This window comes from Microbacterium sp. 01T413_2, assembly GCF_056398985.1.
The window spans coordinates 87,527-101,248 of the sequence record NZ_JBFTQL010000002.1; the positions used below are offsets into that span (position 1 = coordinate 87,527).

The 13,722-nt window shown below is 67.9% G+C and carries 13 protein-coding genes; 10 read left to right on the plus strand and 3 right to left on the minus strand.

The annotated features are described in order from the left end of the window. Window positions 1-5 precede the first annotated feature (5 nt). Window positions 6-938 carry an RNA polymerase subunit sigma-70 gene (locus AC1DMN_RS01685; RefSeq protein WP_477229487.1) on the plus strand — a complete coding sequence of 311 codons (933 nt, stop codon included), beginning with the start codon at window positions 6-8 and terminating at the stop codon, window positions 936-938. Between the two features lie 127 nt (window positions 939-1,065). Next, window positions 1,066-1,626, plus strand: a complete 561-nt coding sequence (locus AC1DMN_RS01690; protein WP_477229486.1) for a dihydrofolate reductase family protein — start codon at window positions 1,066-1,068, stop codon at window positions 1,624-1,626. 154 nt (window positions 1,627-1,780) lie between these two features. On the opposite strand, the gene AC1DMN_RS01695 is transcribed toward AC1DMN_RS01690, so the two are convergent. Together AC1DMN_RS01695 and AC1DMN_RS01700 are read right to left on the minus strand one after the other, a co-directional pair. Next, a complete protein-coding gene (locus tag AC1DMN_RS01695; RefSeq protein WP_477229485.1) occupies window positions 1,781-3,148 on the minus strand; it encodes an aspartate aminotransferase family protein in 1,368 nt (455 codons plus the stop codon). Window positions 3,149-3,272: 124 nt separating this feature from the next. After that, window positions 3,273-4,436, minus strand: a complete 1,164-nt coding sequence (locus tag AC1DMN_RS01700; protein WP_477383879.1) for an MFS transporter — start codon at window positions 4,434-4,436, stop codon at window positions 3,273-3,275. A gap of 458 nt (window positions 4,437-4,894) precedes the next feature. On the opposite strand from AC1DMN_RS01700, the gene nrdH reads away from it, so the two are divergent. From nrdH to AC1DMN_RS01740, 8 genes are all read left to right on the plus strand, one after another. Then, window positions 4,895-5,128: a glutaredoxin-like protein NrdH gene (nrdH, locus tag AC1DMN_RS01705; RefSeq protein ID WP_045273567.1), complete on the plus strand. Its 234-nt coding sequence runs from the start codon at window positions 4,895-4,897 to the stop codon at window positions 5,126-5,128. A 19-nt stretch (window positions 5,129-5,147) separates the two neighbouring features. Then, a complete protein-coding gene (gene nrdI / locus AC1DMN_RS01710) occupies window positions 5,148-5,609 on the plus strand; it encodes a class Ib ribonucleoside-diphosphate reductase assembly flavoprotein NrdI (RefSeq protein WP_477229484.1) in 462 nt (153 codons plus the stop codon). A gap of 26 nt (window positions 5,610-5,635) precedes the next feature. Beyond that, window positions 5,636-7,768 carry a class 1b ribonucleoside-diphosphate reductase subunit alpha gene (gene nrdE, locus AC1DMN_RS01715; protein ID WP_477229707.1) on the plus strand — a complete coding sequence of 711 codons (2,133 nt, stop codon included), beginning with the start codon at window positions 5,636-5,638 and terminating at the stop codon, window positions 7,766-7,768. Window positions 7,769-7,804: 36 nt separating this feature from the next. Continuing rightward, window positions 7,805-8,782, plus strand: a complete 978-nt coding sequence (gene nrdF, locus AC1DMN_RS01720) for a class 1b ribonucleoside-diphosphate reductase subunit beta (RefSeq protein WP_441976367.1) — start codon at window positions 7,805-7,807, stop codon at window positions 8,780-8,782. Window positions 8,783-8,939: 157 nt separating this feature from the next. Further along, complete coding sequence (locus AC1DMN_RS01725) at window positions 8,940-9,761, plus strand: MerR family transcriptional regulator (RefSeq protein WP_477229483.1); 822 nt, start codon at window positions 8,940-8,942, stop codon at window positions 9,759-9,761. Window positions 9,762-9,873: 112 nt separating this feature from the next. Continuing rightward, on the plus strand, window positions 9,874-10,218 hold the full coding sequence (locus AC1DMN_RS01730) for a VOC family protein (protein ID WP_477383868.1): 345 nt from the start codon (window positions 9,874-9,876) through the stop codon (window positions 10,216-10,218). A 169-nt stretch (window positions 10,219-10,387) separates the two neighbouring features. Continuing rightward, window positions 10,388-11,146 carry a patatin-like phospholipase family protein gene (locus tag AC1DMN_RS01735; RefSeq protein WP_477229481.1) on the plus strand — a complete coding sequence of 253 codons (759 nt, stop codon included), beginning with the start codon at window positions 10,388-10,390 and terminating at the stop codon, window positions 11,144-11,146. A 171-nt stretch (window positions 11,147-11,317) separates the two neighbouring features. After that, window positions 11,318-12,430 carry a fatty acid desaturase family protein gene (locus AC1DMN_RS01740; protein WP_441976347.1) on the plus strand — a complete coding sequence of 371 codons (1,113 nt, stop codon included), beginning with the start codon at window positions 11,318-11,320 and terminating at the stop codon, window positions 12,428-12,430. A gap of 76 nt (window positions 12,431-12,506) precedes the next feature. Here the strand turns inward: AC1DMN_RS01740 and AC1DMN_RS01745 are convergent, their stop codons facing one another. Further along, window positions 12,507-13,607 carry a serine hydrolase domain-containing protein gene (locus AC1DMN_RS01745; RefSeq protein WP_477229480.1) on the minus strand — a complete coding sequence of 367 codons (1,101 nt, stop codon included), beginning with the start codon at window positions 13,605-13,607 and terminating at the stop codon, window positions 12,507-12,509. Window positions 13,608-13,722 lie beyond the last annotated feature (115 nt).

Sequence of the window (13,722 nt, forward strand, 5' to 3'; positions counted from 1 at the left end):
GCTGCGTGGACGCCCCCGACCTCGCCGCTCTCCGCGGCGGCCTGCTCGCCTTCTGCTATCAGATGCTGGGTTCGCCGTTCGATGCGGAGGACGCGGTGCAGGATGCGCTCGAGCGGGCCTGGCGCAGCCGGGCGTCGTACGATCCGGACAAGGCGGCGCTGTCCACGTGGGTGTACCGCATCGCGCGCAACGTGTGCGTGGATCGGCTCCGCGAGACACCGCGACGCCCGCTCCCACGCGACCTCACGGACCCGGGCATCGACGTCGGCGCGCCCCTGGTGCCGGCACTGGACGTGCCCTGGCTGGTGCCGGCGCCGACCCGCTGGTGGGCCGACTCCGAGCCGGAGCGGGCGGTCGCCGAAGCCTCCAGGGTGCGGCTCGCGGTGACGCTCGTGCTGCAGGCGCTGCCGCCGAAGCAGCGCGGGGTCTTCATCTTGCGCGAAGTGCTCGGGCACTCCGCGGCGGAGACGGCCCGGATCCTGGAGACGAGCGTGCCGTCGGTGAACTCGGCATTGCAGCGCGCGAAGGCGGCTGTCGCAGAGCGATCCTCCCGCCCCGCCCCGCTGCGGCGCGAGACGGTCGAGCGGTATGCGCGCGCCATCGAGCAGGCCGACGTCGCCGCGCTCGCGGAGCTCGTCGCCGATGACGTGCTGTTCGAGATGCCGCCCGTGCCGTTCTGGTCGATCGGGCGCGAGACGTACGCCGCGTTCATGGCGCACCTGTTCGACTGGCAGGGGACGGGCTGGCAGACCCGTCCGATCTCGGCCAACGGGCAGCACGGCTTCCTGCTCCTGCGCGTCGACGACGACGGCCCGCACCCGCACACGGTGCAGCTGTTCGAAGCCGACGTGACGGGAACCCGGATCGGGCACGTGCTGGTGTACCGCGACGAGGCGCTGTTCGCCCTGTTCGAGCGCGAGGGCATCGTCGCAGTCTGACGAGTCCGAACGGATCCCGCCCGTACGGATTCCGCCCGCACCGATGAGTTCGGCTGCTCTCGCCCGTACACCCTCATGAAGCCCTCCGCGGAGGATCCGCATCGGGGCACGAGGCGAGGAGCACGACATGGCACGCATCATCGTGGCGCAGTTCATCACTCTCGACGGCGTCGTGGAGGATCCGGACGGATCCGACGGTACGCCGTTCGGCGGGTGGTGCTTCCGGCACGGTCCCGAGGCGATCTCGGGGGACAAGTTCCACTACGGCCCGATCCTGCAGACCGGGATCTTCCTGTTCGGACGTCGCACCTGGGAGGCCTTCTCGGCCCTGTGGCCGCCGCGCGACGAGACGGATCCGTTCGCCCGCGCGCTGAACGCCGCGGACAAGGCGGTCGTCACGGGCGGCGACATAGACCTCGCCCGGTGGCAGAACTCCCGGCGGGTCGAGACGGATCCGGTCGGCTGGGCGCGGGAGACCGCCACGGAGCGCGCCGTCATCGTCATCGGCAGCGGGTCGCTCGTCGAGCGCTTCGTCGCGGCAGGCGCGGTCGACGAGTACCGGCTGCGTGTGTTCCCCACGGCGACCGGGGCGGGCCGGCGGCTTTTCCCCGGCGGCGCGGCCCTCGACCTCGTGAGCGTCGAGCAGGTCGGCCCGACGAGCCTGGTGATCGCGACGCCGTCGCGCTGAGCCTCGCGCGGCACGAGCACAGACTGCCGAGCGCGGCACGAGCGCGGACTGCCGAGCGCGGCGCGAGCGCAGAAGACCGAGCGCGGCGCGAGCGCAGAAGAAGGGGGGAGGGCGGATCCAGGATCCGGCCTCCCCCCTGTCGCGTCCCCAGCGACTACAGAACCGACTCGGCCTCGGTCAGCACGCCGCGCAGGATCCCGGCGATCTCGCGGAACTCCGCAGGCCCGATGGTGAGCGGCGGCGCGAGCTGGATCACGGGGTCGCCGCGGTCGTCGGCGCGGCAGTACAGGCCGGCATCGAACAGCGCGCCGGAGAGGAACCCGCGCAGCAGGCGCTCCGACTCGTCGTCGTCGAACGTCTCCCGCGTGGTCTTGTCCTTGACCAGCTCGATCCCGAAGAAGTAGCCATCGCCGCGCACGTCGCCGACGAGCGGCAGATCGAGCAGGGTCTCCAGCTCTGCGCGGAACAGCGGCGAGTTCTCGCGCACGCGCTCGTTGAGCTTCTCCTCCTCGAAGATGTCCAGATTCTCCAGGGCGACCGCGGCCGACACGGGGTGTCCGCCGAAGGTGTAGCCGTGCGGGAACGACATGTCGCCGTGCGCGAACGGCTCGTAGATCTTGTCGCTCACGATCGCGGCGCCCAGGGGGGAGTATCCGCTCGTGATGCCCTTGGCGCAGGTGATGATGTCGGGCACGTAGCCGTAGGCGTCGCAGGCGAACATGTGTCCGATCCGGCCGAACGCGCAGATCACCTCGTCCGAGACGAGCAGCACGTCGTAGCGGTCGCAGATCTCGCGCACGCGCTGGAAGTATCCGGGGGGCGGCGGGAAGCAGCCGCCCGAGTTCTGCACCGGCTCGAGGAAGACTGCGGCGACCGTGTCGGGGCCCTCGAACTGGATCATCTCCTCGATCCGGTCGGCGGCCCAGACGCCGAACGCTTCGGGGTCCGTCGGCGCGCCCATCTCCGCCGCGCGGTAGATGTTCGTGTTGGGCACGCGGAAGCCGCCCGGGGTGACCGGCTCGAACATGGCCTTCATCGCGGGGATGCCGGTGATCGCAAGCGCGCCCTGCGTGGTGCCGTGGTAGGCGATCGCGCGGGAGAGCACCTTGTGCTTGGTGTGCTTGCCCTGCAGCTTCCAGTAGTGCTTGGCGAGCTTGAAGGCGGTCTCGACGGCCTCGCCGCCGCCCGAGGTGAAGAAGACCCGGTTCAGGTCGCCCGGGGCGTAGCCGGCCAGGCGGTCGGCCAGCTCGATCGCGGCGGGGTGCGCGTACGACCACAGCGGGAAGAAGGCCAGCTGCTCGGCCTGCTTCGCCGCGGCCTCGGCGAGGCGCTTGCGGCCGTGGCCCGCGTTGACGACGAACAGGCCCGAGAGCCCGTCGATGTACTGCTTGCCGGTGTCGTCCCAGATGTGGTGTCCCTCACCCCGGACGATGATCGGCACCCCGTTGCGGTCCATCGTGGACTGCCGGGTGAAGTGCATCCAGAGGTGATCGTGTGCTTTCTGTTGCAGATCGGCGCTCATGCTCCGATCTTGTCACTCGAAATCGGAAATGACAACAGATATCGAAGGTTGAGATCCCCGGATCCTGCGGATTCCGAGGTCGAGGCTCCGACGGCAGGGCTCGTGTGGTGGGTCGGACGACCGCTCAGGGCAGGGAGACGGCCTCGGTGTCCGGCATCGGCGCGGCGTCGCGGCCGCGCAGGTCGGGGAAGAAGCGCACGAGCACGACCGAGACGATCAGCGCGACGGCGGCGAAGCACGTCGCTGCGAGGTAGGCCCCGGTGGGGCTGTGCATGCTGTCGATGAGGAAGCCGGCAATCGCTGATCCGGCGGCCGCGCCGATCAGCTGGCCGGTGCCGACCCAGCCGTACGCCTCGGCGGTCTCGGAGAACTTCACGCTCGCCGACGTGATCGCGAACAGCACCGCGAGCGCCGGCGCGACCCCGATGCCGGCGGCGAGCAGAGTGCCGCCGAGCCAGAACACGTTGAGGGACACCATCGTGAGCGCGAGCCCGACGGTCACGATGGTGAGCCGGCGGGCCATGGCCCAGGGGCCCATCGGCACGTGGCCCGAGGCGAGACCGCCGACGAGGCTTCCCACCGAGAAGACCGCGAGCACCAGACCTGCCGAAAGTCCCCCGTGGTCGAAGGTCTTCACCACGCCCACCTCGACGGCCGCGCAGGCGCCGATGAGGAGGAAGCCGACGACCGTGGCCAGCAGCACCGGCGGCTTCAGCACGACGGCGCCGAAGCCGCGGCGGCTGCGCGGGATGCGCACGCGCCCGACCTCGGGGGAGAGGATGAACCAGGCGCCGCCGCCCACGAGCACGGCGGCGACGAGCAGCAGGCCCTGTACGGTGCCGATCTGCGTGGAGACGATCGTGATCACGACCGGGGCCACGATCCAGATGATCTCCTGCAGCGATGCGTCCAGTGAGAACAGCGGCGTGAGCTGTGAGGAGTTCACGAGCTTCGGGTAGATGGTGCGCGCGGCGGACTGGATCGGCGGGGTCGAGAGCCCCGCGATCAGGCCGAGCACCACGTAGCCGGCGAGCGGCAGGAACGAGAAGAACGCCAGCCCGAGGAAGGCGAGCACGCAGATCGACAGGGTCAGCGTGAGCACGGGGCGCATGCCCCACCGGCCCATCCAGCGGCTGGTGACAGGCCCGGACACGGCCTGTCCGATCGACGACGCCGCGAGCACCAGCCCGGCCGCTCCATAGGATCCGGTCGCGTGCTGCACGTGAAGCAGGATCGCGAGACTCGCCATGCCGTTCGGGAATCGCGCCGTCAGCTGTGCGGCGATGATGCGCCCGACTCCCGGTACGCGCAGAAGCTCCTTGTATCCCGATCCGGCCACGGACCAACGCTACAGGTCTCGCGGTGCGGAGAGCAGGCCTCCCGGCCGATCGAGCGCGGCTAAGGGAGGGCTCGGCGCGACACGCCGACGACACGCCGGAGGGCGATTTCCACAGGCTGAGGAATGTCCGCGGCTCGTCCTAGCGTCGGATCTGTGGAGGGATCCGGTCGGGGTGTCGGCGACCCGCAGGAAATCGCGGTTCGGGGGTGCTCCGCGGCCGCCCGGGGCTGTGGACAAAAGCGTGGAGAACCTGTGGCGAAGCGGTGGAATACGGTGGAAAACTACAGGGTTGTAACTACTAGCCCTTGTGGTCGACCTGAATGTCCGTACCTATATGTAGTATTGAACTCCCGGCGGGGCCACCTGCCCGATAGCCGGGTTCTGAGGGGAAAGAAGAGGCGCAATACATGTCCATCACGGTCTACACCAAGCCCTCCTGCGTGCAGTGCAACGCGACCTACCGCGCGCTTGACGCGAAGGGCATCGAGTACGAGATCCACGACGTCTCGGAGGACGCTGCGGCGCTCGAGCACGTGAAGTCGCTCGGCTACCTGCAGGCTCCCGTCGTCGTCACCGACGAGGACCACTGGTCGGGCTTCCGTCCCGACAAGATCGACGAGCTCGCCGCTCGCCTGGCGTAATCGCGGAGGAGGCGATCTCATGAACGCCGCCACCGCGACCGCCGCGCCGCTGCTGGTCTACTTCTCGAGCATCTCGGGCAACACTGCCCGGTTCGTCGAGAAGCTGGGCCTGGAGGCGCGGCGGATCCCGCTGCACAGCACGGAGGAGCCGCTCGTCATCGATGAGCCCTTCGTGCTGGTCACGCCGACCTACGGCGGCGGGCAGGGTCGCGGCGTCGAGAAGGGCGCTGTACCCAAGCAGGTCATCCGGTTCCTCAACGACGAGCGCAACCGGCGACACATCCGCGGAGTGATCTCCGCAGGCAACACCAACTTCGGCGACGCGTTCTGCGCCGCCGGTGACATCATCAGCCGCAAGTGCCACGTGCCCCACTTGTACCGGCTCGAGATCTACGGCACACAGGACGATGTCGATCGCGTGAGCGACGGATTGGAACGATGGTGGGTATCGCAGTTGAGCACGCAGAGCGTGACGCAGTGAAGGACGCAGCGCCGGTGAAGGGCGAGATCGCGTTCAAGGCCAACGCAGCGTACGAGGGGCTCGACTATCACGCCCTCAACGCGATGCTGAACCTGTACGACGCGGACGGCAAGATCCAGTTCGACGCGGACAAGCGCGCGGCGCGGGAGTACTTCCTGCAGCACGTCAACCAGAACACGGTGTTCTTCCACTCGCTCAAGGAGCGCCTGGACTACCTCGTGGAGAAGGAGTACTACGAGGGCGCCGTCCTGGAGAAGTACTCGTTCGAGTTCATCCAGAAGCTCAACGACCTCGCATACTCGAAGAAGTTCCGCTTCGAGACGTTCCTGGGCGCGTTCAAGTACTACACGAGCTACACGCTGAAGACCTTCGACGGCAAGCGCTACCTGGAGCGCTTCGAGGACCGCGTCGTGATGACCGCCCTCGCCCTCGCCGACGGCGACGAGAAGCTCGCGACGGGCCTGGTCGAGGAGATCATCTCCGGCCGCTTCCAGCCGGCGACCCCGACCTTCCTCAACGCCGGCAAGGCGCAGCGCGGCGAGCTCGTCAGCTGCTTCCTGCTGCGCATCGAGGACAACATGGAGTCGATCGCCCGCGGCATCAACTCCGCCCTGCAGCTGTCCAAGCGCGGCGGCGGCGTGGCGCTCCTGCTCTCGAACATCCGCGAGTCGGGTGCCCCGATCAAGCAGATCGAGAACCAGTCCTCGGGCATCATCCCCGTGATGAAGCTCCTCGAAGACTCCTTCTCGTACGCGAACCAGCTCGGCGCGCGTCAGGGCGCCGGCGCGGTGTACCTGAACGCGCACCACCCCGACATCATGCGGTTCCTCGACACCAAGCGCGAGAACGCCGACGAGAAGATCCGCATCAAGACGCTGTCGCTGGGCGTCGTCGTGCCGGACATCACGTTCGAGCTCGCAAAGAACGGCGAGGACATGTACCTGTTCTCCCCGTACGACGTAGAGCGCGTCTACGGCGTGCCGTTCGGCGACATCTCGGTCACCGAGAAGTACCGCGAGATGGTCGACGACCCGCGCATCAAGAAGACCAAGATCAACGCGCGCGAGTTCTTCCAGACGCTCGCCGAGATCCAGTTCGAGTCGGGCTATCCGTACATCATGTTCGAGGACACGGTGAACAAGGCCAACCCGATCAAGGGCCGGATCAACATGTCCAACCTGTGCAGCGAGATCCTGCAGGTGAACACGCCGACGACGTTCAACGAGGACCTCTCGTACGACCAGATCGGCAAGGACATCTCCTGCAACCTGGGCTCGCTCAACATCGCCCTGGCGATGGACGGCGGCGACCTGGCCAAGACCGTCGAGATGAGCATCCGCGCCCTGACCGCGGTCAGCCAGCAGAGCCACATCGCTTCGGTCCGTTCGATCGAGGACGGCAACGACCGCTCGCACGCGATCGGCCTGGGCCAGATGAACCTGCACGGCTACCTCGCTCGCGAGCACGTCTTCTACGGTTCCGAAGAGGGTGTCGACTTCACGAACATCTACTTCTACTCCGTGCTGTTCCACGCGCTGACCGCATCGAACCGGATCGCGATCGAGCGCGGCGAGACCTTCGACGGATTCGCCGACTCGACCTACGCGTCCGGTGAGTTCTTCGACAAGTACATCGATCAGGAGTGGGGGCCCGCGACCGACAAGGTCAAGGACATGTTCGCCGGTCACCACATCCCGACGCAGGACGACTGGAAGGCGCTCAAGGCGTCGATCCAGGAGCACGGCATCTACAACCAGAACCTGCAGGCCGTCCCGCCGACCGGATCCATCTCCTACATCAACAACTCGACGAGCTCGATCCACCCGATCGCGGCGAAGGTGGAGATCCGCAAGGAAGGCAAGCTCGGCCGCGTCTACTACCCGGCGGCGTTCATGACGAACGACAACCTGGAGTACTACGAAGACGCCTACGAGATCGGCTACGAGAAGGTCATCGACACCTACGCCGCTGCCACCCAGCACGTCGACCAGGGCCTGTCGCTGACGCTGTTCTTCAAGGACACCGCCACCACGCGCGACATCAACAAGGCGCAGATCTACGCGTGGCGCAAGGGCATCAAGACGATCTACTACATCCGCCTGCGTCAGATGGCCCTCGAGGGCACCGACATGGCCGAATGCGTCAGCTGCACGCTGTGATCCGTCGTTCGATCTGGGATTTCTGAAGGAAGAGACATGACCCCCGAACCGCTCAAGCTGGTCGACCGTGTCCAGGCGATCAACTGGAACCGCATCCAGGACGACAAGGACCTCGAGGTCTGGAACCGTCTGGTGAACAACTTCTGGCTGCCCGAGAAGGTGCCGCTGTCCAACGACATCCAGTCGTGGAACACGCTCACCGCCGAGGAGCAGACCCTCACCATGCGGGTGTTCACCGGCCTCACGCTGCTGGACACGATCCAGGGCACCGTCGGCGCCGTCTCGCTCATCCCCGATGCGATCACCCCGCACGAGGAGGCCGTCTACACGAACATCGCGTTCATGGAGTCGGTGCACGCGAAGAGCTACTCCTCGATCTTCTCGACGCTGTGCTCGACGAAGGAGATCGACGAGGCGTTCCGCTGGTCGGTGGAGAACCCGAACCTTCAGAAGAAGGCTCAGATCGTCATGGACTACTACCGCGGGGACGAGCCGCTCAAGCGCAAGGTCGCCTCGACCCTGCTGGAGAGCTTCCTGTTCTACTCGGGCTTCTACCTGCCGATGCACTGGTCGTCGCGGGCGAAGCTCACCAACACGGCAGACCTCATCCGCCTCATCATCCGCGACGAGGCCGTGCACGGGTACTACATCGGCTACAAGTTCCAGCGCGGCCTCGAGACTCTCGACCAGGCCAAGCGGGATGAACTGAAGGACTACACGTTCTCGCTGCTGTACGAGCTCTACGACAACGAGGTGCAGTACACGCAGGATCTGTACGACGGCGTCGGCCTCACCGAGGACGTCAAGCGCTTCCTGCACTACAACGCGAACAAGGCGCTCATGAACCTCGGCTACGAGGCGATGTTCCCCGCGACCGTGACCAACGTGAACCCGGCGATCCTGTCGGCGCTCTCGCCCAACGCGGACGAGAACCACGACTTCTTCTCGGGATCCGGATCCTCCTACGTCATCGGCAAGGCCGAGGCCACCGAGGACGAGGACTGGGACTTCTGAGTCGCAGCTTGTGAGTATGGCCCGGATCCGCGTTCACCGCGGATCCGGGCCTCTTGTCGTCAGGGGGAGGATCAGCCTGCTTCGCGGCGGCCGCTGATGCCCCAGATGTGCGTGCAGGGTGCTGGGTCGGGAACGATGGATGTGTCAGGGTTGACCGATGAGCGGGTTGCTGTCGATCGGGGACTTCTCGCGTTACGCCGGGCTGAGCATCAGGATGCTGCGCCATTACGACGAGCGCGGACTGCTCGAGCCCGCCGAAGTGGATCCGGTCACGGGCTACCGCCGCTACGCGCCGTCGCAGCTGAGCAGGGCCGGACGGATCCGGAGCCTGCGCGACGCGGGGTGCGGCATCGCCGAGATCTCCGAGCTGCTGCCGCTTTTCGACGACCCGGCAGCGCTCTCGGTCCGCATCGAGCGTCACCTGCAGCGGCTCGACGAGGAAGCCCTCCGGCTGAGACGGCAGCGCGCCCTCGCGGAGTCGCTCGTGGCGGCGGCAGGCAGTCGTGGTGCGCCGATCGCCGTGCAGGAACGGGACTTCCCGTCCCTCCGGGTCCTGCTCACCCGGCGCACCGTCGCCGACTACCCTGCGGAAGGCGAGCTCTGGGCCGACCTCCGACGGATCCTCGCGCAACCTGGCGGCGTGGACGGCACGGAGCTCGGCGAGACCATCGGCGCCACCTATTTCGATGAGGAGTTCCGCGACGAAGACGTGGAGATGGCGATCTGGCGGGAGTTCACCGGACAAGCGCCGAAGGGCACAGGCTTCGAAGTCGCTCTCCTGCCTGCGCAGCGCGTCGCCTGGGCGACGCATCGCGGCGGGTTCGACACCATTGCGGCCACGACGGAGGCCATCGGCGCCTGGGTCGCGGACCGAGGACTCGTGCGGACGGGACCGATGTTCAACGTCTACGTCGTCGGCCCCGGGACCGAGCCGAATCCCGACGCCTGGATCACGGAGGTCAACGTCCCGCTCGGCTGACGTCGTCTCGCGTCGACCCTTGACCTCACACGATATTGACCCTCACACGGTGGCAGGCCCGAGGCTCGATCGTGGCGGACGAATCGGACGCCGAACACGAAAGGGCAGGGACATGACGGATCTGGTGAACTACTTCGAGGTCGGAACCCCGGATCCGGAGACGGCGCGCGCGTTCTACGGCGGCGTCTTCGGGTGGGAGTTCGGCTCGCCGAGCCCCGCGGGATACGGCTTCGTGAACGGAAACGCAGGCGGGTTGTGGGACACGACGGAGGCGGGCGGCGGGCACTGGGCCGTGTTCTACGTCGAGGTCGCCGACATCCACACGACCCTGGAGGCGGCGCAGTCGGCAGGAGCGGGCGTCGTGCTGCCGCTCGTCGACAACGGCACGATCCTCTTCGCGCATCTGAGCGACCCGGCGGGCAACCGATTCGGGGTCTGGCAGCGAAAGGCGGATTGAGCGCCGCCCGGCACGGCGCAGGCGCTGAGCGTGCCCGGTCGGCGCGCTCAGCGCCTGCACGGGACGCAACGGATCCCCCGCGCGAACCGCCCGACCCCCGTCCTGATCGCAGCCGGTGCGCAGGTGCCTGCTGATAACGTCGCTCGAACGGCGTGAGACAGGAGAACCCGTGACCGACGACCCGACCCTCGGTCTGACCCTCAGCGGCGGCGGGGCCTACGGGGCCGCCCAGGCCGGGGTGCTGCAGGTGCTCGCGGAGCGCGGCATCCGTCCCGGGATCGTCGCGGGGACGAGCGCCGGCGCCCTCCTCGGCGCGGCGTACGCGGCAGGCTTCGACGCCGATGCGATCGAACGCGCGGTCCGCGGCTTCCGCTGGGGCGAGATCGCCCGCTGGTCGTTGCGTCCGCGGTGGGGCCTGCTCGACACCCACGCCGTGACGGACGCGATCCACCGCATCCTCGGTCGCGACCCTCTGATCGAGGACCTGCCTCGCCGATTCGGTGCCTATGCGACGGATCTGCGCGCACGGCGCGGCGTGATCCTCGACCGGGGGCCGCTCAGCACCGCCCTGCGCGCCACCGTCGCCGTCCCCGGGGTGCTGCCACCGGTCCGCCGCGACGGCGCGCTGCTCGCCGATGGCGGGATGGTCGACAACGTCCCCGACTCCGTGACCCGTGCACTCGGTGCGGAGCGCACGATCGTGGTGCGACTGCACGCCAAGTGGGAGAACGTCCGCATGATGCGCACCGTCACCGCCGCGGCGGACCTCGCCGCAGACCCGTCTGTCCTCCTCATCCAGCCGGAGATGGAGCGCATGGCGCAGTGGGTCATGAAGGACGTCCCCCGACTCGTCGCCGAGGGACGCCGGGCCGCCGAGGAAGCCCTGGACGCCGCGCATCGCGACGGCCGCCTGATGTCCATCGCCTGAGCGGTGTTTCTCCCGCTTCCAGGGAGTTCGTCGCGAGCGCATTCGAGGCGGATGCACAGGCGTCGCATGCCCATCCCCGCATATGCCTGCGCGTAGCGTGGGACCAGCGATCGGCGCCCGCCTTTGGCTCCAGCTCCGGCCCTCGGCCGGACCCAGGGAAAGCGCTCATCGATGACGTCTGTACGCACAGAGATCCCCTCGCGTCTGGGGCCCGTCCGCCAGACCTACGCCCGCCAGGAGGATTTCCCGCACGTCGCACGCGCATTCGTCGAGGTGTCACGGGTGGTGCGGGAGACCGGGCTGATGCAGCGTACGCCGAGGTTCTACGTGCTCGTGGCTGCCGCGCTCGCGTGCGCGTTCGGTGCGGCGATCGCGGGATCCGTGCTCTTGGGGGACAGCTGGTTCCAGTTGCTCATGGCCGCCGTCTTCGGGATCCTCTTCACCCAGGTCGCGTTCCTCGCACATGAGGCCGCGCACAGGCAGATCCTCACCACCGGACCGGCGAACGATCGGCTCGCGCGTGTCCTGGCCGCCGGCGTCGTGGGCATCAGTTATTCCTGGTGGGACTCCAAGCACAGCCGTCATCACGCGAACCCGAACCGCGTCGGGAAGGATCCCGACATCGAGGTCGACACGATCTCGTTCCTCGAGGAGGACGCCGCACAGGCACGGGGCCTGATCCGGATGATCACGCGCAAGCAGGGCTGGCTGTTCTTCCCCCTGCTGACGCTCGAGGGGCTCAACCTGCACTACCTCGGCATCAAGCACCTCATGGGCCGCGAGCCGGTGAAGGGCCGCTGGGTGGAACTCGGCCTGATCGCCGCTCGCTTCGCGCTCGTGCTGACGCCCCTGTTCCTGCTGCTGCCGCTCGGCAAAGCCGCCGCGTTCGTCGGCGTCATGCTCGCCGTCTTCGGCGTGTACATGGGGGCGTCCTTCGCGCCCAACCACAAGGGCATGGCCGTGATCGCTCCTGACGCGCGTCTCGATTTCTTCTCGAAGCAGGTCTACACCTCACGCAACATCCGCGGCGGCTGGTGGGCCACCTGGCTCATGGGCGGGCTGAATTACCAGGTCGAGCACCACCTGTTCCCGAGCATGTCCCGGAAGCACCTGGCCCGGGCCAGCGAGATCGTCCGCGAGTTCTGCGTCACCCACGACATCCCCTACACCGAGACGTCGCTGGGACGCTCCTACGCGATCGTCATCGACTACCTCAACCGGGTGGGGCTCGCCGCTCGTGACCCGTTCGACTGCCCCATGGTCGGGCAGTACCGGCGCGCCTGATCGAGGGCGTTCGTCGCCCCTTGGTCGTGGCCAGGCCACGGGTGACGCGCGGCCTCGATCTCCGGCGCAACGCCGCTCAGGCGAGATCCGCGAAGAGCGCCATCGTCTCCGCACCCATCTCGATCTGGGTCAGGATCACCCGGAACGATCCGTCGGGATCGATGTAGAAGTCGGTGCCCAGGCCTCCGGACCACCCGTAGCGGCCTCGGTGCGGCCCGTCCGTCTGCACGGCGACGCCGTAGCCCCAGCCCGCCCCGTCCCAGAAGCCGGGGAAGAAGCTGTCCGGCGTCTTGAGCCGCGCCGGAACGCGATCGGTCCGCATCTCGTCGAGTAGACCCGGGTGCACGATCGTCCGGTCACCGGCGCGGCCGCCGGAAGCCAGCATCCGGGCGAACGACGCATAGTCCGACGCGGTCGAGACGAGCTCGGCGTGACTCAGATCGAACGGTGCCGGCGCGACGTAGAAGCCCGAACCGGCGGGCTCGATCTCGAGCAGCCCGCCCGAACCGTCGTGACGGTGGGCGGCGGGAAGGCGGTGCGCCTGCTGCGGCGGAACGGAGTATCCGGTGTCGACCATGCCGAGCGGATCGAAGATCTCGTCGGCGAGGTGATCCTGCACGGGGCGCTCCACGATGCGGCCGAGGAGGATGCCCAGAATCCCGAAGGAGTGGTGGTACCGCCATCCCGTTCCGGGCTGGAACATCAACGGGAGCTCGGCGAGGGCATGCAGCCAGTCCTGGGCGCCGAGCGCGACCGGGTCCTGGCTCGCGTGGGTGCGACCCTGCACCATCGCGTCCCGCAGCGGTCCGGGAGCGGTCGTCATGCCGTATCCGGAGGTGTTGGTGAGCAGGTGCCGGACGGTGATGGGCGATTCGGCGGGCACGACCTCGTCGAGCGCTGACTGCGGAGTGCGCAGAACACGGCGATCGGCGAGCTCCGGGATCCACCGTTGCACGGGGGCGTCGAGCTCGAGCCGGCCCTCCTGCACCAGCTGGAGCGTCGCGATCGCCAGCACGGGCTTCGTCATCGACTGGATGCGCACGATGGCGTCGAGCGGGAGATCGCCCGAGGAGAGGATGTCCAGCCGGCCTGCGGCGTCCCCGTCGGCGACCACGATCCCGGGCGCGGTTCCGCTCGCGACGTGCCTGTCGAGGATCTCCTGCAACGGTGTCGTCATCGATCCGGCTCCTTCACCTGCGCGGGCATCGTCATAGGGGTGGTCCCGGCCCACTCTAGGCGGAGGGCCGGCGATCTCTCTCGGCAGCGCGATCGGCTCGGCGACCGGTTGTCAA

Coding starts and splice junctions, on each gene's coding strand:
- AC1DMN_RS01690 (WP_477229486.1), top strand. CDS start 1,066: ATGGCACGCATCATCGTGGCGCAGTTCATCACTCTCGACGGCGTCGTG.
- AC1DMN_RS01695 (WP_477229485.1), bottom strand. CDS start 3,148: ATGAGCGCCGATCTGCAACAGAAAGCACACGATCACCTCTGGATGCAC.
- nrdH (WP_045273567.1), top strand. CDS start 4,895: ATGTCCATCACGGTCTACACCAAGCCCTCCTGCGTGCAGTGCAACGCG.
- nrdI (WP_477229484.1), top strand. CDS start 5,148: ATGAACGCCGCCACCGCGACCGCCGCGCCGCTGCTGGTCTACTTCTCG.
- nrdF (WP_441976367.1), top strand. CDS start 7,805: ATGACCCCCGAACCGCTCAAGCTGGTCGACCGTGTCCAGGCGATCAAC.
- AC1DMN_RS01725 (WP_477229483.1), top strand. CDS start 8,940: ATGAGCGGGTTGCTGTCGATCGGGGACTTCTCGCGTTACGCCGGGCTG.
- AC1DMN_RS01730 (WP_477383868.1), top strand. CDS start 9,874: ATGACGGATCTGGTGAACTACTTCGAGGTCGGAACCCCGGATCCGGAG.
- AC1DMN_RS01740 (WP_441976347.1), top strand. CDS start 11,318: ATGACGTCTGTACGCACAGAGATCCCCTCGCGTCTGGGGCCCGTCCGC.
- AC1DMN_RS01745 (WP_477229480.1), bottom strand. CDS start 13,607: ATGACGACACCGTTGCAGGAGATCCTCGACAGGCACGTCGCGAGCGGA.